This window comes from Methylobacterium sp. FW306-05-D, assembly GCF_058782155.1.
The window spans coordinates 1-22,196 of sequence record NZ_JBYSXL010000072.1 but is presented as its reverse complement, the minus strand read 5'-3'; the positions used below and the strand labels follow the sequence as shown (position 1 = coordinate 22,196).

Genomic DNA, 22,196 nt, shown 5'->3' with positions numbered 1-22,196 from the left:
ACGCAGGCGATCCCGCAGCCCGTGGTCAGGAAACTCACCACCACCACCCGGTCCGCCAGCCGCGCGGCCGAGACCGCCTGGCCGGCCTGGTCGCGGCGCAGCGCGCCGGGGGTCGGCCAAAGCAGGGATTCGAGATCGCTCCGGGCCGGCTCGGCGAGGACCGCCGCCGGCATCAGCAGGGCGCCCGCGAGGAGGCTCAAGCTTTTCCGAAGGTCCAAGCTTTTCCGAAGGTCACGGATCCGGATCGGCATCCCCAAAACATCCCCTCTCGCCGCAGGCGACGCCACACGGCTGAACCGAAGGGTAGATATGCTGGAAAAACTGCTGATGTATAGTTTGCAAGATTACTTAATAAGATTAATTATGAATGGGACGGCAATCTATCCTATCGATCGATTCAGTCTTTGTAAAAAATAGATCTCAGGACTCCGGCTTTATTCAGGTCACCGCGTCGCTCCAGCACAAGTCACGAACACAAACGCGGAAGATTTGCGCGGAGCCGTCACGGGATGTCGCGCGGCCGGGGAAGCCACGGATCTGGCGCGCAACGCTCCGATGCTTGGCACCCGTTCCAACGAATCGCCGCTCCGCCAGGTGATTTTAGCCTCGCGATCCTGCCGGGATGTAGCCCGGTTGGATCGAAACCAGGGTGTCGGCAGGAATGTGCGATCAAGCTTCGAGCGGCGCGCGTCCTTGCGGATCGGAAGCCGCCGTTCCTGTCCTCGTGAGCGCGGCCATCCAGCAAATCGATGTGGCGACACCGCCCCCGAATCGCGCTGCCGCTTGGCGGCGCCAGGTCGTTGCCGCGGCTTCCACCACCCGCTCGCGCAGATCCGGGCGGAAGAGTCGTCCCATCCGTCGCTCCGCTAGAGCGAGCCGTGAATCAGCCCGCCGCCTCTCCCTCAACCCAATTCCTTCAACACAGCCCAAACCGAAACCGCTCTCTGTACATGGTCAGCGTCGATGCTGAACTGAATTACCAATAAGCAATCCGCACAAATTAGAAACAAACTGCACAACAGGATGTCAAACCCAGCAGGCGGACGAAAAATCCGATTTACATCGGGATTTTTTCGATATTTGTTGGATCAGAGTAGAGGACGCTGGCTCGCATGTGACGGCAGATGTGGCGTCGTCGCGGAGACCAAGTCATCGGCCGTTACCAGGAGCATCCCGAATGGTTACGTCGAGCAAGGGAGCGATCAGAGCGGTGGAGACAATGGACGAAAGCAGTGCCCCCTCTGCCCAGAAACGGCACGCCACATCCGAGATGGTGGCGGCCCTATGGACAGGTTCCTTCGCAGTCCTCGTCTTCGGGCTGCAGCCCCTACTCTACGGCGCCTACGTTCGTATCCAGATCATCGACGCGGACATGGTGGGGCTCCTCGCGGCAGCCGAAATCGCTGCGGTTGCGATCGGCAGTGGCCTTGCGGTCCCGGCCCTGCGCCGCATGCCGACGTACGTACTGGCGCTGACCGGCATCGCCGTGATCTGCTTCTGTAATCTGGTGCCGATCGACGAGCGTAGCGCAGGCTTTCTATTCCCGATCCGCATGGCGGCGGGACTTGGCAGCGGCTTCCTCGTTGGGATCACTGCGGTTGCGATTGCGCGAACGCAGCGGGTCGGCAACTGGGCGGCTGCCTATCTTTTCGGGCAGGGGGCGAGCCAGTTGACCCTGATGGAATGGTTCGCCGCGGTCCAGACGGACCCCACCGCATGGCAGATTCAGTTGGGCCTAGCCGTCCTGACGGGATCGTCCGCGCTGGTCGTCCCGTTCCTGCCGAACCTTCGTGTGGCGCAGACGACCGGCCAGGTGCCGGTGAGCGATGGGCGCGGCCCGGATCGGGCGGGTGTCCTGTGTCTCATCGCCATGTTCGCCCTCGCCGGCGGATCGGCTGCGATCTGGGCGTATCTCGCCCTGTGGCTCGACGGTCGGGGCGTTCCGGCCGCCACCGCCGCATCGCTCCTCACCCTGTGCCTGGCCGGTCAGGCGCTCGGAGCGGCGGCGACGAGCGCCGTTCGCGAAGGGCCGTACGACCCGATCCGCGTGCTGGTTTCCGTCTGTGTGTTGCTGCTCGTCGTCGCTCTCTGGCTCGGCACGCCCGCTTCCGCACTGCTGAGCTTCGGATTCGGCTTCTGCTGGATGTCGGGTCTCCCCGCGCTGTCCAGTGTCCTGGCGCGGGTAGATCCGAAGCGCCGTGCGGTGCCGTTCGCAGCAGCGGCGCAACTGAGCGGCGTGGCTGTCGTGCCCACCGTCCTCGGCGTATCGTTCGCGGCGAGCCTCGACACCTTCGTGATCGCCGGCTGCACCGTGATCGCGACCAGCGCCGTCATCGTCCTGGCCATGTTGCCGACCATTCGTGAACGCGGAAGGGTAGCTGCGATATGATCACGATCATCACCAGCGAGCGCGGCGCAAAGCCCGAGCCCGGCATCGCCGTCCCGCATGGCGGAGGGACGGGCGCGAAGACCCGGCCCTCGCGCGCCGGCCAGACGCGTCGGCCGCAGCAGAAGCGGAGCCTGGAACGGTTCGAGGCGATCCTCGACGCGGCGGCGCGTCTGCTCGCGACCCATGATGCGGATAGCATCAGTCTCTACACGATCGCCGAAGAGGCGAAGATGCCCCCAGCATCGGTGTATCACTTCTTCCCGGACGGCCAGCACGTCTTCATCGCGCTGGCAGAGCGATTTTTCAGTGCTTTCTCCAGCGGCACGGGACGGATCGCGGATGACGAAATCGAGAATTGGCAGGATTTCTTCGAATTTTACTATGAATCGTCTCGGGCTTACTACAACTTAAATCCTGCGGCGCGAAAGCTCATCCTGGGTTCGGCGATCTCATGGACCATTCGTGTCCGCGATATCGAGATCGACCACGTGATCGCGCGGGCGGCCGTGGCCGAGTTGAGCCGCCTGTTCGAGATCGAGGAAACGCCTGCGTTGATCGACCGGATGGTCGAGACGATCGTGATGAACGACGCGTTGTGGTCCCTCGCCATACACAAGCACGGCCTGATCGACGACGTATCGGACGCGTATGCGCGCCGGGCGCGGATCGCCCACATGCAGACCTACCTCCCCAAAGACCTCGCCCGCCGGCCCATCCCGGGTGTGTCGGCGAACGCGACGCTTGCACCGAGACGCCGCAGACGGCCCGTGACCCCTCCGCACCTGACCCGGCCGCGAATACCCTAGCGGGCCTTCGCGCGCTCTCCCTGAGTGCCCTGTGGTCGATCCGTTCTACGACGAACATGATCGCATCGCTCCACAGTAATCGACTTAAAATTTAGCCTATAAAAATAATAAGAACGATCAGGTACGCCAGCCTCGATCGCAGATGAAGATCCGCGCGCACGCAATTGACGCGATCTACATCAAACATCGCATCGAAATTCGCGATCGGATCGACGATCCTACCTTGGAGACTGGGGCATGCTCAGGCGTAGACTTCTTGTTTGCAAAATCCTCGGATTTCTTACACTCAGCCCCGAAGCGAGAGCGGCCGACCCGGCCGCGCCCAAGATGCTGCCATCGGAAGTCGAGACATCCAAGACCGATATCGGATGGGCCTTCACTCTTAGAACGGTGAGCGACTACAATTTCTTCGGCACCAGTTACAGCAATCGCAAGCCGGCAACACAGGCCTACGCCGAACTGAACTTCTTCGACAACTTCCTATACGCAGCCGGCGCCGTGTCGTCGGTTGCGCTGCCGAACTCCGCGAGTCCACCCGCCGAAATCGACGCCTTGATCGGGTTCAGGCCAAAATGGGGTGAGTTGACCGCGGATATCGGGGTCGTGAGCCTTTTTTATCTAAATGAGCGGCGCTTTGTCTATGATGATATCATCTGGACACCGGCAAGCTTGAACACAGTCTATGCATTCTCAAAGTTTTATTACCCTATTCAGGACTTCGTTCTGGGAGGAGTAGCATATTACTCGCCAAACACAGGCGGTGGTGGCGTGCAATCCAGCTATCTGGCCGGCCAGCTTCGCTACAACATCCCGGAAAAGGCCCTTGGTTTTCTGCCTGCGGGCCTGTCCATCAGCGGCGAGCTTGGCCGGTACAAGTTCTGGAATCGTTCCGACAGCCTCCTTTTCAAAGGCACCAAGTATCCCGACTATACATACGGAAACATTGGTGTGTCCTATGCCTTCGACAAATTCACGTTCGACCTTCGTGTGCACGGAACGAACCTGACGAAAGAGGATTGCTTCCTGCTTACTGTCGACCCGTCCGGCATCCGCAACCAGACGTTCAAGTCTGATTGGTGCGGCACATCGGTCATCGCCGCACTCCAGTTCGACATATCCTCCGCCACGGGGGGAATCTTTGCGGCCGAATCGCCCGCTATCCCCGCCTCTCAGCACTGACACAGACCAATTTCCCTTACGCAACTGCAAAGGAACGCTCCATGAGTGCTTCGTCTCTCCTCGTGTCCGCAGCGATTGCGGCATTAATCTGGGTCGGTCTATATTATGGCTATAGGTTCATTATTATAAAAAATTATCTCCTCGGCTTCGAGTGGATCATCCTGGGCTTCTCCGCAGCAAATTTCTTTCTCTATTTCAATTTCGAAGCCCAGGTGCCGCTGTACATCGCCACGTTCTGTGATGCCTTCTCTCGAACGATCGGCATCCCGGTTATCGCAACGCTCGGCATTCTCCAGATCACGCATGGTCTGAAGTTGCCGCACGCGATCGAGGCCGGACTTTTCGGACTGGGTGGGATCATCGCGCTCCTCGTTCTCCTGGTGCCGTCGCTTCAGGCCATGCTGCCGATCGGTTCCGTCGTGCTTGGTGCGGTGTTCCAAATCACGCTTCTGTACATAGCCATTCGGTTATGGCGCATGAACCAATTCGGGCACGCCGCCGCGGTTTTCGTCTGCATGATTGCGCTATTGTTCATTGCAGTAATTGATGGCATCGTAAATATTCCGGATGATCAAAACAATCTGTTCTTTAATTTCTACGTTTTAGCGCATTCGGTCTGGGCTTTGTCATTCGCAGAAATATTCTATGCCTGCCGTTTGCTCGAGAGCGTCGAGGACAAGCGGCGTCGAGGTGTGCTCTCCCTGTCGCCGACCTGACGCGAACTGTCCCAAGCCCACCGGTGGTTCGGGGGCGAGGAGGGGCGGCCGATAGGTTGCCGGGCCTCCGGATTAGCCCCTCCCAACGCGGACATCATTTCACGAAGTTTTGCTTCCGTCCCTTTCTGGGAGCCCGGGACGTAACTGGAATCTCCTGGGAAGCTTTGAAGCAGTAGAGGAGTCTCAATTTATGTGGACAGACAGCCGGGCAAGCGCTCTCAGAGAACGTGCTGCAAAGGTTATCCCTAACGGGATGTACGGTCATGAGGCGACATTCTTGTTGCCCCCGGAATTCCCACAGTTTTTTAATCGTGCCGATGGATGCCGTCTCTGGGATGCAGACGACAATTGTTACATCGATTATATGTGCGCTTATGGCCCAAACCTTTTTGGGTATCGCTGCCAGTCGATCGAACAGGCGGCGGCGGTCCAACAGCGTGCCGGCGATACCATGACAGGCCCCTCGGAAATCATGGTCGACTTGGCGGAAGTCTTCGTCGCACAGGTCAGCCATGCAGATTGGGCGATGTTCTGCAAGAACGGAACCGATGCGACCTCAATGGCCATGGTGATCGCCAGAGCCTATCGCAACCGCAAGACGATCCTGTGTGCCCGTGGCGCGTATCACGGCGCAGCTCCGTGGTGCACACCGATTCCGGCCGGGATTGTTGCCGCAGATCGGGCGCACATCGTCTATTACGACTACAACGATGCGAACAGCCTGGCGGACACCTTCAAAGCCCATGCGGGCGATGTGGCGGCGGTCTTCGCCACACCGTTCCGGCATGAGGTCTTCTACGATCAGTACGAGCCGGGACTCGAATATGCCACGACGGCGCGCCGGCTCTGCGACGAGCACGACGCGCTCCTCGTCGTCGACGATGTCCGGGCCGGCTTTCGCATCGCGCGCGATTGCAGTTGGGAAGCGATCGGTGTGCGACCTGACCTGAGCACCTGGGGCAAATGTTTCGCCAACGGCTATCCCATCTCGGCGCTGCTTGGAGCCGAGAAGGTCCGCAAAGCCGCAGGCGAAGTCTACGTCACGGGATCGTTCTGGTTCTCGGCCACACCGATGGCCGCGGCGATCGAGACCCTGCGTCTCATCCGTGAAACCGACTACCTGGAACGGATCAACCACGTCGGCCAGCGTCTGCGCGAGGGGTTGCACCAACAGGCCGAAGCGAACGGCTTTAGCCTGCGGCAAACGGGGCCGGTGGTGATGCCGCAGATCCTGTTCGATGAGGATCCCGATTTCCGCATCGGCTACGGCTGGGTGACGGAATGCCTGAAACTGGGGGTCTACCTGCATCCGTATCACAACATGTTCATCTCCGCCGCCCACACCGAAGCGGACGTCGCCGAAACGCTGAATGCAACCGGCCGGGCATTCGAGATCGTGAGACGGCAGCGGCACACCTTGCAGCCCCATCCGACCCTCTACAAGCTGATGAAGTCGCACCTCAGGGTATAGGGTATACTTCGCCAACGTTGTCTCTGGTTCGGCGAATTCGGCGAATAATAATACAAGTATTACGAGAAGCCGGCGCCCCTCGTAAACCAATGGTTATGGGAATACCCTCGCGTGAGATTCCCCTGCTCAATCGGACAGCCGAGGAACTGGCTTCACGCGCTGTCCTGGCGTTGCTCGAAGGTCCCGAAAGCCACCGCTTCTTGCCTGAAACCCGTGCGGCCGGGATGGAAACGACCAGGATTTCACCTTCATAATTACAGAGAATCGAATGAAGACGTACGCACATATGTCGCTTCAATACGAGGAACGGAAGCAGGCGCTCTCCGAAATCGGCGGCCCCTTCGCCGACGGTGTGGCCTGGATCGAGGGGGATTTGATCCCGATCAAGCAGGCGCGGATTCCGATCATCGATCAGGGATTTCTCCATTCGGATCTCACCTACGACGTTCCGGCGGTCTGGGACGGACGCTTCTTTCGGCTCGACGACCATATCGAGCGGCTCTTTGAAAGCTGTAAGAAGGTTCGGCTGGAGAGTCCGATGGATCAAGCCACGATGCGGACGACACTCGTCGACATGATTGCGCGTTCGGGAATCAAGGATGCCTATGTAGAGATGATCGTCACGCGTGGGTTTCGCTTCGTGCGCGATGCGTCGGACGAGCCTCATGTCGCCAACCTCTACATGCTGGCGGTCCCCTATTCATGGGCGATGCCGCTCGAATTTCATCCGCACGGCAGTACGGCCGTGGTCACGCGCACGGTGCGGCGGGTGCCGCCGGGGGCCATCGACCCGACGGTGAAGAACCTGCAATGGGGCGATCTCATCCGCGGGCTGCAGGAGGCGCGCGATCGTGGATCGATCTATCCGCTGCTGCCCGACGGCGACGGAAACCTCACCGAAGGCGCCGGATACAACGTCTTCGTGATCAGGAATGGCGCCTTGAGGACGCCCCGGCGCGGCGTGCTCGAAGGCATCACGCGGCGCACGATTCTTGAGCTCGCCGCCGAGAAGGGATTACGGGCGGACGTGACCGAGGTGGCCATCGAGGAACTCTATCGGGCCGATGAGATCTTCCTGTGCACGACGGCGGGGGGAGTGATGCCCATCACCGAACTCGACGGCGACCCCGTCGGCGACGGTCAGGTCGGGCCGATCACGGGTGAGATCTGGGATGCATACTGGCAGGCCCACTACGACCCGAAATACAGTTTCCAGATTCCTTACGCGTAAGGACCTCTGTCGCATCACCCCAGTATCGCCGCTCCCCGTGGCAGGATTCACGGCGCGGTGCCTCTGCGACACCAAGGCGGATCGGTACCGAACAGGACCGATCCCGCATCCTCCCTTGGATGACGCTCTTCGACGGTGTTTCGGCATGCAACTTTGGGCCTGACGCAATCTTGAAGCAGGGTGGCCCAGGGTGAACCGCCCCGGGTTTCCCGGGGGCGATTTGGTTTGGGTCAAGCGGCCAAGGGTTGGGCCGTCGCCGGATGATGGTCGCGTGCTTCCGCTTCCGCGGGAGGTCCGCTGCCGATCGGTTCGAGCAGCCGACGGTGATGGAACCCATCCCCCCATTCGAGGGTGGCGAACTCGACCGCCTCGACGGATCGCCATGGTCCACGGCGATGGATCGGCTCGGCCTCGAACAGACCGTCGATCGGCTCGGCCAAGGCGTTGTCGCAGCGGTCTCCGACGCGGCTGACCGAGGGCTCGACGCCGGCCTCCGCCGGCCGCTCCGTGTCGCGCAGAGCAAGATGTTGGCTCCCCCTGTCGCTCTGGTGCACGAGCCCGCCCCCCTGAACGGGACGGCGTTCAGGCAGGGCCTGCTCCGGGGCGTCGCGCACGAAGATGGCATGCGCCGTGCGGGAGACCCGCCATCCAACGATGCGCCGGGCATCGGCATCGATCACGAAGGCCACATCGACAAAGCCGCGCCACGTGGCGACGCAGGTGACGTCGCTGACCCACAGGGCCGTTCGGATGCGGCGCCTTGAACTGGCGGTTCACCCGGTCGAACGGGCAGGCCGCCGCTGGGTCGGGGATGGTGCTGCGACCCTTCTTCCCCCGCACGATGCCCTGCAGCCCCATGATCCGCATCAGCCGAGCGACCGTGCGGCGGGCAACCGCAAGCCCTTCCCGGCCGAGGCGTCGCCAGACCTTGCGCACCCCGTAGACCCCGAAGTTCGCTTCGAACACGGGCCGGATCTCGACCATCAGCGCTGCGTCGGAGCGAGCCCGAGCCGACAGCTTGCCGGGATCGGCCTGCCTCGCGGTACGTCGACGGGGCGATCGGCAGCCCCCTGCAGATCGGCTCGACCGCGTATAACAGCACGGTGCCCGTCGAGGGATCGCGATCCTGTCCGTGACCGGCGGTCGCGCTCGGCAAAAGCAAAACAGGCAGATGCCTTCCTCAAGACCTCGTTGTTCTCGTTGGCCTGCCGGAGTTCGCGGTTCTCGGGCGCCAGCACTTCGATCCGCTCGCGCGCGTCCGTCGTTGGTCCAGCGCGCTGGCCCTGGTCCCGCCCGGCTGACCGGACGAGAGTTCCCCAGGGGCTCGCCCGAGCAGCCGATCCTGGACGCGATCGGGCGGATCGCCCCATAGTGCGCGCCGTGCTCGCCCGGGTGGTCGAACACCATCCGCACCGCGCGCGCGGACCTCAGGTGAAAAGGGTGTGCTTCCCTTCGTCATGGCTCCATCCTCGCAAGGGTGGGAGCCTCCGGGAAACCCGGGGCGGTTCAGGGGGCTCGGCAGCCGGCTTCCGAGCTCTCGGGGTGCCCAACATCCCTCACGGGAGGCCGGGCTACTCCGCCGCCGGCGCGTGCAGCGACAGCAGGCGGGCGGTGCGGGCGTGGTCCACGGCGCGGCCGTTGCCCTCCACCGTCTCGCCGAGGTTGCGCCGCTCGTCGTTGATCGCGGCGTGGACCGCGTCGATGGCGAGGATGAGGGCGCTCACGGTGCGGTTGTCGATGTTGCGCTCGCGGGCGTGCTGGACGACGTCGGCCACGAGGTCGTCGGTCTCGCGCACGAGGCCGTCGAGGTCGGCCTTGCAGGTGGCGGCGCGCACCTCGCGCAGGATGTCGAGGAGCCGGTCGAGGACGACGTCGATGCGCTCGCGGCGCTTGCGGGCGAGGCGCTGGGCGATCCAGGCGACGCCCGAGCCGACGGTGCCGCCGAAGAACGCCAGCAGATAGATGTAGTCCTCGTAGCGCTCGAACATCGTCTGCTGTTCGCGCTCGAAATAATCCACCGCGCCGGGGTGGTTCGGCAGGCGGGCGCTGGTGGCCGCCACCGTCGAGTCGAAGTCCGGCGCCTTCATCAGGTTGGCGATGGGGGCGAGGGGCGCCAGCTTCGAGCGCCACTCGAACAGGTGCTGCGTCACCGAGGCGACGGTGAAGCGGCTGACGCCGCCGCGGGCCATCAGCCGATAGGAGGCGCCCACCGTCTTCACGTCCTCCTCCGGGCGCTTGGGGCGGCCGCCGAAGGTGCCGGCCGGGATGGTCACGGATTGGAGTTCCGGCATCCGCTGGACGATCGCCCCGCCATCCGGCACGGAGACGAAGTTGATCTTCTTCTCGGCCGAGGCGGCCTCGACGGCACGCACCGTCGAGATCGCCGCCTTCGAGGCCGGGGCGGCGATGACCGCCACCGCATCGACGCGGCCCTCGGCGACGGCACTGGTGACCTCCTGGGGGGTGAGCGCCACCAGGGCGACCCGGGCCGGGCCGAGGCCGCCCTCGGGGACCGGCTCGGCCGCCGGCTGAGCCGTGAAGTCGTAGAAGCCCAGGAGGTTCGTCAGGAACGGCAGGTCGGCCGCGTGGCGCTGGACCACGCCGAGGCGCTTGCGCGCCAGGTCCGGGAAGTTTTCGATAGCGGCCGCCTCTGGGGCGGCGATCAGCAGCGCCTCGTCGTGCAGGATCGCCAGCGTCAGCCCGTTATCGGGCAGGAGCACGTCGGGCCGTACCACCGCGAGGTCGGCCTTGTTGCGCTGGAGCGCCTCGGCGCTGTCGCGCACGTCGTCATAGAAGTCGAGCTTGAGGCGGACATCCTCGCGGCCCCGGGCAAGCGCCTGGGCGTAGGTCTGGAGCAGGGTCGCCTCGGCGCCGTCCCGGGGCCCGACCGCCACGGTCAACGTGGTCGGGCGCGACAGGTAGACCAGCATCCCCGCCACCAGGGCGAAGCCGAGGGCCAGGAGGACGAGAAGCCACTCGCGTCTCACGAGGAAAGCCGGCATGGCAGGAAGGAGCCTTTGTCCAGCGTAATCACCATATCTGCGAGACCGAAACCCGTCCGGATCGGGAAGAACCGATGACACCACGAAACGTTGCGTCCCGCCGCTCCACCGGAGCCGAACCGGAGGGCCGGGCCGAGGTGAAACCGCCGCCGCCCGTCACACCCGCCTATCTCGAACGGGCCGCCCTGCATTACCTCGAACGCTACAGCGCCTCCGTGGCAATGCTGCGGCAGACCCTGAGGCGGCGCGTCGACAAGCGCTGCCGCCTGCGCGGCGAGGATGCGGGCGCCTTCGCCGAGGCGATCGAGGCGACGGTGGCCCGCGCGGTCGGCGCCGGCCTCGTGGACGATGCCCGCTTCACCGCCGGACGCCTCGCGGCCCTGCGCCGGCGCGGCGCCTCCGCCCGCGCCCTCTCGGCCAAGCTCGCCGCCAAGGGCGTGTCGCGCGAGCAGGTGTCCAGCGCGATGGAGAACGAGCGCGAGGCGGCGGAGGCGGGCGTCGACCTCGAGGAGGAAGCGGCCCGGGCCTATGCCCGGCGCCGGCGCCTCGGGCCCTGGCGCCGGCCCGAGACGCGCGAGGCCCATCGCGACCGGGACCTCGCCGCCATGGCCCGCGCCGGCTTCGGCTACGGCCTCGGCCGCCGTGTGATCGAGGCCGATCCCGAGCCCGATCCGTTCGCGACGGACGCTTAGTCCGGATTCGGTTCCGAAGTGCGGGCTGCGACATCGCGGCGGCGGAGAAAGCCCGGATTCGCCCGCGAAAACTTGAACGAAACACGAACGAGGCGCATCTCTTCCTTATGGACGAAATGCTCGCCAAGAAGCTGCGCATCCTCGCCGATGCGGCCAAGTACGACGCCTCGTGCTCGTCCTCCGGGGCGCCGAAGCGCAGCGCGGCCAAGGGCGAGCTCGGCTCGACCACCGGCGCCGGCATCTGCCACGCCTACACGCCGGACGGGCGCTGCATCTCGCTCCTGAAGATCCTGCTGACGAACTACTGCCTGTTCGACTGCGCCTACTGCGTCAACCGCCGCTCGTCGAACGTCCAGCGGGCGAAGTTCTCCGTCGAGGAAGTCGTGACCCTCACGGTGGAGTTCTACAAGCGCAACTACATCGAGGGGCTATTCCTCTCCTCGGGCATCATCAAGTCGCCCGACCACACCATGGAACTGCTGACGCGGGTGGCCAAGTCCCTGCGGCGCGACCACGGCTTTCGCGGCTACATCCACCTGAAGTCGATCCCGGAGGCGAGCCCCTGGCTGATCGAGGAGGCCGGCCTCTACGCCGACCGGCTCTCGATCAACGTCGAGTTGCCCACCGAGGCGAGCCTGGAGCGCCTGGCGCCCGAGAAGGACGGCGCGGTCATCCAGCACGCCATCGCGCAGATCGGCGAGCGCATCGCGCAGGCCAAGGCCGAGAAGCGCCGCTTCTCCCCGGCTGGGCAGTCGACCCAGGTCATCGTCGGGGCCGACGCCACCACGGACGAGGCCCTGATCCGCAAGAGCGCGCTGCTCTACGGCTCCTACAACCTCAAGCGGGTCTATTACTCCGCCTTCAGTCCGATTCCCGACGGCTCGAGCATCCTGCCGCTGAAATCCCCTCCGCTCCAGCGCGAGCACCGGCTGTACCAGGGCGACTGGCTCCTGCGGTACTACGCCTTCACCCCCGACGACGTGGCCGACGCCACCGAGGACGGGATGCTCTCCCTCGACATCGATCCGAAGCTGGCCTGGGCCCTGAAGCACCGGGCGCGCTTTCCCGTCGACGTGAACGCCGCCGACCGCGAGATGCTGCTGCGGGTACCGGGCCTCGGCGCCCGGGCGGTGGACAAGATCATCCGGGCCCGCCGGCACACCCGCCTGCGCCTCGACGACGTCGCCCGCCTGACCTCGGCCCTGAAGCGGGCGCGGCCCTTCCTCATCGCCGCCGACTATCACCCGGCGGGCGGCCTCACCGACCGCCTCGACCTGCGGGCCCGCCTCGCCGACCCGCCGCAGCAATTGTCGCTCTTCTAGGATGGCGGGCGCGCACCGATCAGCCCCTCCCCCCGCGACGGGGGAGGGGGGGTTGCCCAGCGGCGGGCTGGAGGCCGTCGCCCTCGCCCCGGGGGCCGATCTCGACGGCTTTCGCGCCGCCGCGCGGCGTCTGGCCGGCCGGCGCGTCCCCCCCGAGCGGGTGCTCTGGTCCATCGGCGAGGCGTCCGGGCTGTTCGGGACGCCGGCCCCCGCCCCTTCCGACGAAGCCCCCTTGAGCCTGCCGCGCGGGGTGGGCGAGATGGTCGCCCGGGTGGTGCTTCACCGCGATCCCGAGCGCTACGCCCTGCTCTACGACCTGATCTGGCGCATCCTGCACGGCGAGCGCCGGTTGCTGGAGGTGTCGAGCGATCCGCTGGTCCATCGCCTGGAGCGGATGCGCAAGGCCATCGCCCGCGACCTGCACAAGATGCACGCCTTCCTGCGCTTCCGGCGGGCGGAGGGCGACGGGCCGGAGCGCTTCGTTGCCTGGTTCGAGCCGGACCACCACATCCTGGGGGCCGCCGCGCCGTTCTTCGTCGAGCGCTTCCGCAGCCTCCACTGGACCATCCTGACGCCGGAGGGCTCCGCCCGCTGGGACGGCGGCGCGCTCACCTTCGGGCCGCCGGGGCGACGCGAGGACGCACCCGCCCAGGACGGCTTCGAGGCGGGCTGGCGCGATTACTACGAGAGCACGTTCAACCCCGCCCGGACGAACCTCGCCGCGATGCGGGCGGAGATGCCGAAGAAGTACTGGCGCAACATGCCGGAGACCGCCGCCATCCCGGGCCTCGTCCGGCAGGCGGCGGCGCGCACGGGCGCCATGATCGAGAGGGAGCCGCAGATGCCGGTCAAGCGCAACCCCGCCCGCGCCGTCGCGGCCATGGCGGACCAGGCCCCGGATTCGCTGGAGGCCCTCAACGCCATCATCCGACGCTCGGAGCCGCTGGTGCCGGGGGCGACCCAGGCCGTCCTCGGCGAGGGGCCGGTGGGCGCCTCGATCGCCTTCGTGGGCGAGCAGCCGGGCGACCAGGAGGACCGCCAGGGGCGCCCCTTCGTCGGACCCGCCGGGCAGCTGCTGTCGCGGGCGCTGGCCGAGGCCGGGATCGACCGGGGCGAGGCCTACCTCACGAATGCGGTCAAGCACTTCAAGTTCGAGGAGCGCGGCAAGCGCCGCATCCACCAGAAGCCCACCGCCGGCGAGGTCAGCCACTATCGCTGGTGGCTCGACCGGGAGCTCGACTTCGTCGCCCCGAAGCTCGTGGTGGCGCTGGGCGCCACCGCCGTCCTGGCCCTGACCGGCAAGGCGATCCCGATCACCCGGGCGCGCGGGCCGGCCCAGTTCGAGAAGCCCTATGCGGGCTTCATCACCGTGCACCCGTCCTACCTGCTGCGCCTGCCGGACGAGGCCAAGGCGCAAGCCTACGCGGCCTTCGTGGACGACCTGCGCCGGGTCCACGACCTCGGGCGGTCCCTGGCCGCCTGAGGCCTACGCCTCCTCCTCCTTGTGGGGGCGCAGCTCCGGCGTGACCTGGTCGATCGCGGTCTCGATGGGTGCGGAGCGGCTCTCGACCCGGGTGCTGTCGACGAAGATGCGGGCCTCGCCCTCCTTCAGGCCGAGGCTGCGCAGGGCGTAGAGGGTCATGCCGAAGGCGAGTTCGCGCTCGGCCATCAGCACGAGGCCGACGCCCTGCTCCTCGAGGTGGCGGCGCTCGCCGTCGTTGTGGGCGCGCACCAGGGTGTCGATGTCCGGATGGATCTCCCGGGCGAGCTCGACGATGCGCCGCGCCGTGTGCGCCTCCGGGGTCGCCACCACGATCAGCCGGGCCTGGGCGATGTCGGCGGCCTGGAGGATGCCCGGCGCGGTGGCGTCGCCGAACACCGCCTCGATGCCCTCCTGGCGCAGGTCCAGCACCCGGCGGCGGTCGCGGTCGAGGACGATGTAGGGCAGGTCCCAGGCCTTCAGCGCCTTGCCGATGGTGCTGCCGACCCGGCCGTAGCCGACAATGATCGCGTGGCCGCGATGCGGCGGGCCCTCGGCGGTCACCGCCAGGGCCGCCGCCCCTTTCCGCTCGAAGCGGGCGGCGAGGCTGGGACGCTCAGCGACCTTGCGCCCGACCCAGTCGGTGAGGGCGAAGAACAGCGGGTTCAGGGTGATCGACAGGATGGCGCCGCCGAGGATGAGGTCGCGCCCCTCCTCCGGCAGGAGCTTCAGGGACAGGCCGAGGCTGACGAGGATGAACGAGAACTCGCCGATCTGGGCCAGACTCGCCGCGATGGTGAGCGCGGTGCCCAGCGGATGCCGGAAGGCGAGCACGATCGCCACCGCCGCCAGGGACTTGCCGATCAGGATGACGCCCAGCACCGCCAGCACCGAGAGCGGTTCGCGGATCAGGATGCCGGGGTCGAACAGCATGCCGACCGAGACGAAGAACAGCACCGCGAAGGCGTCCTGCAGGGGCAGGGAATCGGCCGCCGCCTGATGGCTGAGGTCGGATTCGGCGAGCACCATGCCGGCGAAGAAGGCGCCGAGCGCGAAGGAGACGCCGAAGAGTTCGGCCGAGCCGAAGGCGATGCCGAGCGCCAGGGCCAGCACCGCCAGGGTGAAGAGTTCGCGCGAGCCCGTGCGCGCCGCCTGGTCGAGGAGCCAGGGCACGAAGCGCCGCCCGCCCACCAGCATCACGGCGGCGAAGACCCCGACCTTGGCCAGCGTCAATCCGAGGGTCAGCCAGATGTTGCCGTCCCCGGCATGGTGCGCGGCCCCCGCGCCGTCGCCCCCCAGGGAGGGGGCCAGCGCCGGCAGCAGCACCAGGGCGAGCACCATCGCCAGATCCTCGACGATGAGCCAGCCCACCGCGATGCGGCCCTTGTCGCTGTCGAGGAGCCGGCGCTCCTCCAGCGCCCGCAGCAGCACCACCGTGCTCGCCACCGACAGGGCGAGGCCGAAGACCAGGCCCGCGCCGAGGCTCCAGCCCCAACCCAGCGCCAGAACGCCGCCCATGGCGGTGGCCGCCACGATCTGCACGATGGCGCCCGGCAGCGCGATGGTGCGCACCGCCATCAGGTCCTTGATCGAGAAATGCAGGCCGACGCCGAACATCAGCAGGATCACGCCGATCTCGGCGAGCTGTCCGGCGAGCTGGCTGTTGCCGACGAAGCCCGGCGTGTAGGGGCCGACGAGGACGCCCGCGAGGAGGTAGCCGACGAGGGGCGGCAGGCGCAGGCGCTGCGCCAGCATTCCGCAGACGAAGGCGAGCACGAGGCCGAGGGCGATGATGGCGATCAGCTCTGTCGCATGCGGCACGGGTCGGGAATCTCCGGGTCGGGGTCAGGGGCCTCAACGGCCGTGCCGCGCGGCGCCCACGAGGGCAAGCCGCGATTGGCCCCCACGTCCACGATGCGCCCGAAATTCCGCGCCCTGCGTCGCCCCGGGTGCCGCGACGCACAACGCCCGCCGTCGGGCCGGAGTTTCGCGGAATAAGTTCGAGCGGACCGAAACGCGCCGCCTCCTCGCTTTTCCGTGAGCACCCAGGAAACTCTTGGCCGTCGCATCCTGTTGTCGAAGCAACGTTTGTTGCGTCGAGCAACGCCAGCATCATTTGCCAAGCATCTTTTGCGATGACGATCCCTTCGGCGGAACGGACGATCGATGACATCAGGTAACGAGCGCTCGATTGCCCCCCGTGCAGGCGAGACCAGGACTCCGACCGAAACCCGGAACTCGACCCTCTGGACCGTCACCCTCGCCACCGCGCTCCTCGGCTTCGTCGTGCTCCCGCGCCGGACGGGCGGAGCCTCGGCCGGCCGGGCGATGCCGAAGGACCCGACGCGCCGGCCCTCCCCCTCCCATGCGGGGGCCGATGCCCGCCGCGCGGCCGCGCGCGAGCCGGAGCGCGGCCGCGGGGCGCGCGCACCGTCCGAGATCCCGGCGAAGGGCTGGAAGGACATCGGCCTGCGGGTGTTCCACGACGTCTCGGAGAACAACATCGTCTCGGTCGCCGCCGGGGTGACCTTCTACGTGCTCCTGGCAATCTTCCCCGCAGTCGCCGCCCTGGTCTCCTGCTACGGGCTGGTGGCGGACGTGGCCACCATCAACGAGCACCTTCAGAGCCTGCAGGGCGTCATCCCCTCCGGCGCCCTCGATATCATCGGCGAGCAGGTCAAGCGCATCGCCGCCAAGGGCGACACCACCCTCGGCCTGACCTTCTTCACCGGCATCCTCCTGTCGCTGTGGAGCGCCAATGGCGGCATGAAGGCGGTCTTCTCCGCCCTCAACATCGTCTACGAGGAGCGCGAGACGCGCAGCTTCGTCTGGCTCAACCTGCGCTCGCTCGCCTTCACCGCCGGCGCGCTGCTGTTCATCATCCTGGCGCTGGTCGGCATCGTGGTGGTGCCGGCGGCGATCAACATCGTCGGCCTGAGTTCGGAGGCCTGGTACATCGCGCTCCTGCGCTGGCCGGTGCTCCTCGCCGCCGTGCTCGGCGGCCTCGCCCTGCTCTACCGCTACGGCCCGAGCCGCGACGCGCCGCGCTGGCGCTGGGTGACCTGGGGCAGCGCCGTGGCGGCCGTGGGCTGGCTCGCCACCTCGCTGGGCTTCTCGTGGTACGTCGCCAATTTCGGCAATTACAACGAGACCTACGGCTCGCTGGGCGCCGTGATCGGCTTCATGACCTGGATCTGGATCTCGACCACGATCGTGCTCATCGGAGCCGAGATCAACGCCGAGATGGAACACCAGACCGAGGCCGACACCACCCGCGGCCCCGAGCAGCCGCTGGGCACCCGCGACGCCCGGATGGCGGATACGGTGGGGGCTGCGACGTGAGGGGGAGCCCTTCAGCTCAGATCTGATTTCGAGTACGGTCGCGGTATGGATCGCAGTACCGCCCTCGGGATTCTTCGCGCGCACGAGGCTGAGTTGCGCGAGCGGGGCGTTCTGCATGCCGCCCTCTTCGGTTCCGTCGCGCGTGGCGAGGCGCATGCGGCAAGCGATCTCGATGTCATGATCGACATCGACGAGACCACCATCCGGGATGTCTACGGGTATGTCGGCGTCGTCGGGTTCATCGCCGATCTGTTCCCTGTCGAAGTGGATGTCGCAACCCGCTCGATGCTGAAGCCTCACGTACGCCCCGGAGCCGAGCGCGACGCGATCCATGCTTTCTGAGCGGGGCCGCCGCGCCCTCCTCGGCATCATCGAAAATGTCGAAGCGGCTCAAGATTTCACTGCGGACCTGAGCTTCGAAGATTTTGCCAGCAACCGGCTCCTGCTCTACGGCGTGACGCGCTGCCTGGAGATCATCTCGGAGGCGAGTCGGCGCGTCGACGAGGAAACCCGGCTCCGGAACGTCCATATCCCATGGCGGCAGATCGCAGACTCGGGGAACGTCTATCGGCATCGATATGAGCGTGTCTCGGCAAAGCTTCTGTGGGGGACCGTCCATGAGGCATTGCCTGAACTACTCACGGTATGCCGGAACGAACTACGGGCCGACCAATGATCTTCACGGCGACGTCGCCATTTCCCCCCTCCTTCCGTTGATCGATCGATGACTGCTGCCTCCTCCGAAAAGCCCGTCGGCCCCGGCGATCAGATCATCCTGGTCGACGGCTCGTCGTTCATCTTCCGGGCCTACTTCCAGTCGATCAATCAGGACCAGAAGTACAACACCCGGCCCTCGGACGGCCTGCCCACCGGAGCGGTGCGGCTGTTCTGCACCAAGATCGCCCAGTTCGTGCAGGAGGGGGCGGCGGGCGTGATGCCGACGCACCTCGCCATCGTGTTCGACAAGTCCGAGGGCTCGTTCCGCAAGGAGTTGTTCCCCGACTACAAGGGCCACCGGCCGGACGCGCCGGACGACCTCAAGCGGCAGATGCCGCTGATGCGCGACGCCGTGCGGGCCTTCGGCCTGCAGCCGATCGAGCTCATCCGCTACGAGGCCGACGACCTCATCGCCACCTATTCGCGCCAGGCCGAGGCGCGGGGGGCCGGCGTCATCATCGTCTCCTCCGACAAGGACCTGATGCAGCTCGTCGGGCCCCTGGTGCGGTTCTACGACTTCGAATCCGGCGCCAAGGGCAAGCCCGGCTACCGGCCCGAGCGCAACCTCGACCGCGAGGCGATCATCGCCAAATGGGAGGGCCTGAACCCGGAGCAGATCGGCGACGCGCTGGCGCTCATCGGCGACACCTCGGACAACGTGCCCGGCGTGCCCGGCATCGGCCTGAAGACGGCCGCGGCCCTGATCAAGGAGTACGGCAGCCTCGACGCCCTCCTGGAGCGCGCCGCCGAGATCAAGCAGCCCAAGCGCCGCGAGACCCTGCTCGCCAGCATCGACCAGGCCCGGCTCTCGCGAAAGCTGGTGGCGCTGGAGGAGAACGTACCGGTTCCGATCCCGCTCGACGACCTGCGCCTGCCCAAGCCCGACCCGCAGAAGCTCGTGGGCTTCCTGAAAGCCATGGAGTTCAACACGCTGACCCGGCGCATCGCGCAGATGCTCCACGTCGACCCGGAGGCGGTGCAGCCCGACCCGGCCCTGCTGCCGAACCGCGCGCCCGAGCCCGACGCGCCGTTCTTCCCCGACGCGCCGGTTCTTCCCAACGGGCTCGGCGACCCCGTCCCCCTCGATCCCGAGACCGTGTCCGGCGCGCCGAGCGGCGAGGTCGATCCCTTCGCCGATCTCGGCCTGCCTGACGCGGCACCCAAGCCGCGCGGCCCCTCCGAGCCGACGCCGGCCAACCTCGTGGCGGCTCGCGCCGCCGAATCCGTCAAGCCGTTCGACACCGCCGCCTACGAGACTGTCGGGTCCGTGGAGCAACTCGACGCCTGGATCGCGGAAGCGGAAGAAGCCGGGGTGATCGCCGTCGACACCGAGACGGATTCGCTGGACGCCAACAACGCCAATCTCGTCGGCGTCTCCCTCTGCGTGGCGCCGGGGCGCGCCGCCTACATCCCCCTCCGGCACGTCGAGCCCGTGACGGGCACCGACGGCAGCGACCTGTTCGGCGACGCCAAGGCGGCGACGGACGTGTTCCAGCCGGCCGGGGGCCAGATCGACGCGAAGGTGGCGATCGCCCGGCTGAAGCCGCTCCTGGAGAACCCGGGCGTGCTCAAGGTCGGCCAGAACCTGAAATACGATCTCGCCGTCCTGTCACGCCACGGCGTCCGGGTGGCGCCCTTCGACGACACCATGCTGATCTCCTACGTGCTCGATGCCGGCAAGGGCGGGCACGGCATGGACGAGCTCGCCCGCCGCCATCTCGGCCACCAGCCCATCACCTTCTCGGACGTGGCCGGCACCGGCCGGGCCAAGATCACCTTCGACCGGGTGGCGCTGGACAAGGCCACCGCCTACGCCGCCGAGGATGCCGACGTCACCCTGCGCCTGTGGCGGATGATGAAGCCGCGCCTCGTGGCCGAGAAGCGCGTGGCGGTCTACGAGACCCTGGAACGCCCGCTGGTGCCGGTGATCGCCCGGATGGAAGCCGAGGGCATCCGCGTCGACCGCAACATGCTGAGCCGGCTGTCCGGCGACTTCTCCCAGATCCTGGTGCGGCTCGAGGAGGAGATCCAGGAGGATGCGGGCGAGCGATTCCAGGTCTCGTCCCCGAAGCAGATCGGCGACATCCTGTTCGGCAAGATGGGCCTGCCCGGCGCCAAGAAGACGCCGTCCGGCCAGTGGGCCACCCCCGCGACCCTGCTCGAGGAACTGGCGCAAGCTGGCCACCCCCTCCCGAAAAAAATCCTCGAATGGCGCCAGCTCGCCAAGCTGAAATCCACCTACACGGATTCGCTGCAGCAGCATGCCGACCGCGAGACCGACCGGGTCCACACCTCGTTCTCGCTGGCCGCCACCACCACCGGCCGGCTCTCCTCCTCCGAGCCGAACCTGCAGAACATCCCGATCCGCACGGAGGAAGGCCGGCGCATCCGCCGCGCCTTCGTGGCCGCGGAGGGAAACCGCCTGATCTCGGCCGATTACAGCCAGATCGAGCTGCGTCTTCTGGCCCACATCGCCGACATCCCGCAGCTGCGCCAGGCCTTCGCGGACGGCATCGACATCCACGCGGCCACCGCCAGCGCGATGTTCGGCGTGCCGCTGGCCGAGATGACGCCGGACCTGCGCCGGCGCGCCAAGACCATCAACTTCGGCATCATCTACGGCATCTCGGCCTTCGGTCTCGCCGACCGCCTCGGCATCGGGCGCGAGGAGGCCGGGGCCTTCATCAAGCAGTATTTCGAGCGCTTCCCCGGCATCCGCGCCTATATCGACGACACCCGGCGCCGCTGCCGGGACCTCGGCTACGTCACCACCCTGTTCGGCCGGGTCTGCCACTATCCGCAGATCCGCTCCAACAACCCCAACGAGCGCGCCTCCGTCGAGCGTCAGGCCATCAACGCCCCGATCCAGGGCTCGGCCGCCGACATCATCCGCCGGGCGATGATCCGCATGGAGGCGGCGCTCCGGGCCGAGCGCCTCAACGTGCGCATGCTCCTGCAGGTGCACGACGAACTCGTGTTCGAAGCCCCCGAGGACGAGGTGGCGAAGGCCCTGCCGGTGATCACCCGCATCATGGTCGACGCCCCCGCCCCCGCCCTGACCCTGCGGGTGCCGCTGGTGGTCGAGGCCCGCGCCGCCCTGAACTGGGAGGAGGCGCATTGAGCGGGGCATCGGACGCCGCCTCCGCCTCGGCCCGGTCGAGGAAGGCGGTCATGTCGGCACTCAGGATCAGAGGCAGGTATTCGGCGATCCGTGCGTCGGGCCAGGCCCACCAGTTAATCCGCAGCAGCCGGGCGACGGTCGCTTCGTCGAAGCGGTGGCGGAGGATTTCGGCCGGGTTGCCGGTCACGATCGCGTAGGGCGGCACGTCGCGCCGCACCACGGCGCCAGCCCCGATCACAGCGCCGCTGCCGATGGTGACGCCCGACAGGATGGTGCAGTTCGCCCCGAGCCAGACGTCGTCGCCGATCACCACGTCGCCGCGGGTGTCGTGATCCGGACCCGCCTCCAGGGCCGGCGCCCAGGGTCCGCCGCCGACGATCCCGGCGATGGCCCGGAACGGATAGGTGGTCACGAGATCGGTGCGGTGGTTGCCCAGCGCGATCGTCACGCTCGGCCCGATGGAGCAGAAGCGCCCGATGGTCAGCCCGGCGAGGCCCGCCTCGAGCACCCGCGGAGCGCCGTAGGTGTGCGCCCCGATGGACCAGCCCCAGCGCTCGATCTCGCGGGCGAGGTGGAAGCGGGTCAGGTCGTCGAAGAGCGGCTGCGGTTCGGTCATTCCGGGTTCGATCCTGTCTGACGCGATCATGGCGGGCTCGTTTCCGGGGCCTCGCGAGGGCCTCGCGGCACGACCGCCGCCCGATGCGGTCATCCGGCCCCCGCCCCGGACC

16 protein-coding genes, 3 pseudogenes and 1 other annotated feature are annotated in these 22,196 nt (G+C 66.7%); of the genes and pseudogenes, 13 read left to right on the top strand and 6 right to left on the bottom strand.

Annotated features, from left to right (window positions below; translation table 11 throughout):
• Together AC3WLN_RS19475 and AC3WLN_RS19470 are read right to left on the bottom strand one after the other, a co-directional pair.
• A pseudogene (locus AC3WLN_RS19475) lies at nucleotides 1-200 on the bottom strand (hypothetical protein); the annotation flags it as partial.
• Between the two features lie 487 nt (nucleotides 201-687).
• Nucleotides 688-855: pseudogene (locus tag AC3WLN_RS19470) on the bottom strand (IS630 family transposase); the annotation flags it as partial.
• A gap of 322 nt (nucleotides 856-1,177) precedes the next feature.
• Here AC3WLN_RS19470 and AC3WLN_RS19465 point away from each other — a divergent pair.
• The 6 genes from AC3WLN_RS19465 to AC3WLN_RS19440 all read left to right on the top strand — a co-directional run bounded on the left by AC3WLN_RS19465 (nucleotide 1,178) and on the right by AC3WLN_RS19440 (nucleotide 7,792).
• Entirely contained in the window at nucleotides 1,178-2,389 is a 1,212-nt protein-coding gene (locus AC3WLN_RS19465) for a hypothetical protein (RefSeq protein WP_492484022.1), read from the top strand.
• The gene (locus AC3WLN_RS19460; RefSeq protein WP_492484020.1) at nucleotides 2,386-3,195 is read left to right on the top strand and encodes a TetR/AcrR family transcriptional regulator; all 810 of its coding nucleotides are present in this window, start codon (nucleotides 2,386-2,388) and stop codon (nucleotides 3,193-3,195) included. Before AC3WLN_RS19465 ends, AC3WLN_RS19460 begins: the two co-directional genes overlap by 4 nt.
• 237 nt (nucleotides 3,196-3,432) lie before the next feature.
• Complete coding sequence (locus AC3WLN_RS19455) at nucleotides 3,433-4,374, top strand: TorF family putative porin (protein ID WP_492484018.1); 942 nt, start codon at nucleotides 3,433-3,435, stop codon at nucleotides 4,372-4,374.
• Nucleotides 4,375-4,415: 41 nt separating this feature from the next.
• Nucleotides 4,416-5,090 (top strand): hypothetical protein, encoded by a 675-nt coding sequence (locus AC3WLN_RS19450; RefSeq protein WP_492484016.1) that lies wholly within the window; start codon nucleotides 4,416-4,418, stop codon nucleotides 5,088-5,090.
• A gap of 253 nt (nucleotides 5,091-5,343) precedes the next feature.
• Nucleotides 5,344-6,561, top strand: coding sequence for an aminotransferase class III-fold pyridoxal phosphate-dependent enzyme (locus tag AC3WLN_RS19445; protein WP_492484014.1), 1,218 nt, complete (start codon nucleotides 5,344-5,346; stop codon nucleotides 6,559-6,561).
• 268 nt (nucleotides 6,562-6,829) lie between these two features.
• On the top strand, nucleotides 6,830-7,792 hold the full coding sequence (locus tag AC3WLN_RS19440) for an aminotransferase class IV (protein ID WP_492484012.1): 963 nt from the start codon (nucleotides 6,830-6,832) through the stop codon (nucleotides 7,790-7,792).
• A 230-nt stretch (nucleotides 7,793-8,022) separates the two neighbouring features.
• Here the strand turns inward: AC3WLN_RS19440 and AC3WLN_RS19435 are convergent.
• Nucleotides 8,023-9,251: pseudogene (locus AC3WLN_RS19435) on the bottom strand (IS3 family transposase).
• Nucleotides 8,844-8,962: a sequence feature (AL1L pseudoknot), on the bottom strand. It overlaps the preceding pseudogene by 119 nt.
• A gap of 112 nt (nucleotides 9,252-9,363) precedes the next feature.
• Nucleotides 9,364-10,794 carry a TAXI family TRAP transporter solute-binding subunit gene (locus AC3WLN_RS19430; protein ID WP_492484010.1) on the bottom strand — a complete coding sequence of 477 codons (1,431 nt, stop codon included), beginning with the start codon at nucleotides 10,792-10,794 and terminating at the stop codon, nucleotides 9,364-9,366.
• 74 nt (nucleotides 10,795-10,868) lie between these two features.
• Between AC3WLN_RS19430 and AC3WLN_RS19425 the strand changes: the two genes are divergently transcribed.
• The 3 genes from AC3WLN_RS19425 (at nucleotide 10,869) to AC3WLN_RS19415 (ending at nucleotide 14,291) form a co-directional block, all read left to right on the top strand.
• Nucleotides 10,869-11,486: a regulatory protein RecX gene (locus tag AC3WLN_RS19425; protein ID WP_492484008.1), complete on the top strand. Its 618-nt coding sequence runs from the start codon at nucleotides 10,869-10,871 to the stop codon at nucleotides 11,484-11,486.
• Nucleotides 11,487-11,593: 107 nt separating this feature from the next.
• Nucleotides 11,594-12,808 (top strand): putative DNA modification/repair radical SAM protein, encoded by a 1,215-nt coding sequence (locus tag AC3WLN_RS19420; RefSeq protein WP_492484006.1) that lies wholly within the window; start codon nucleotides 11,594-11,596, stop codon nucleotides 12,806-12,808.
• 1 nt (nucleotide 12,809) lies between these two features.
• Nucleotides 12,810-14,291: a UdgX family uracil-DNA binding protein gene (locus tag AC3WLN_RS19415; protein WP_492484004.1), complete on the top strand. Its 1,482-nt coding sequence runs from the start codon at nucleotides 12,810-12,812 to the stop codon at nucleotides 14,289-14,291.
• 3 nt (nucleotides 14,292-14,294) lie between these two features.
• On the opposite strand, the gene AC3WLN_RS19410 is transcribed toward AC3WLN_RS19415, so the two are convergent.
• Complete coding sequence (locus AC3WLN_RS19410; protein WP_492484002.1) at nucleotides 14,295-16,109, bottom strand: monovalent cation:proton antiporter-2 (CPA2) family protein; 1,815 nt, start codon at nucleotides 16,107-16,109, stop codon at nucleotides 14,295-14,297.
• A 345-nt stretch (nucleotides 16,110-16,454) separates the two neighbouring features.
• On the opposite strand from AC3WLN_RS19410, the gene AC3WLN_RS19405 reads away from it, so the two are divergent.
• Genes AC3WLN_RS19405 through polA form a run of 4 tightly spaced genes read left to right on the top strand, consistent with a single transcriptional unit; the run spans nucleotide 16,455 to nucleotide 21,468 of the window.
• On the top strand, nucleotides 16,455-17,630 hold the full coding sequence (locus AC3WLN_RS19405) for a YihY/virulence factor BrkB family protein (RefSeq protein WP_492484000.1): 1,176 nt from the start codon (nucleotides 16,455-16,457) through the stop codon (nucleotides 17,628-17,630).
• A gap of 45 nt (nucleotides 17,631-17,675) precedes the next feature.
• Nucleotides 17,676-17,972: a nucleotidyltransferase family protein gene (locus AC3WLN_RS19400; RefSeq protein WP_492483998.1), complete on the top strand. Its 297-nt coding sequence runs from the start codon at nucleotides 17,676-17,678 to the stop codon at nucleotides 17,970-17,972.
• Nucleotides 17,962-18,306, top strand: a complete 345-nt coding sequence (locus AC3WLN_RS19395; protein ID WP_492483996.1) for a HepT-like ribonuclease domain-containing protein — start codon at nucleotides 17,962-17,964, stop codon at nucleotides 18,304-18,306. Before AC3WLN_RS19400 ends, AC3WLN_RS19395 begins: the two co-directional genes overlap by 11 nt.
• Nucleotides 18,307-18,354: 48 nt before the next feature.
• Nucleotides 18,355-21,468 carry a DNA polymerase I gene (polA, locus tag AC3WLN_RS19390; RefSeq protein ID WP_492483994.1) on the top strand — a complete coding sequence of 1,038 codons (3,114 nt, stop codon included), beginning with the start codon at nucleotides 18,355-18,357 and terminating at the stop codon, nucleotides 21,466-21,468.
• Here the strand turns inward: polA and AC3WLN_RS19385 are convergent.
• On the bottom strand, nucleotides 21,377-22,084 hold the full coding sequence (locus AC3WLN_RS19385; RefSeq protein ID WP_492483992.1) for a CatB-related O-acetyltransferase: 708 nt from the start codon (nucleotides 22,082-22,084) through the stop codon (nucleotides 21,377-21,379). The two genes, polA and AC3WLN_RS19385, sit on opposite strands and share 92 nt — an antisense overlap.
• Nucleotides 22,085-22,196 lie beyond the last annotated feature (112 nt).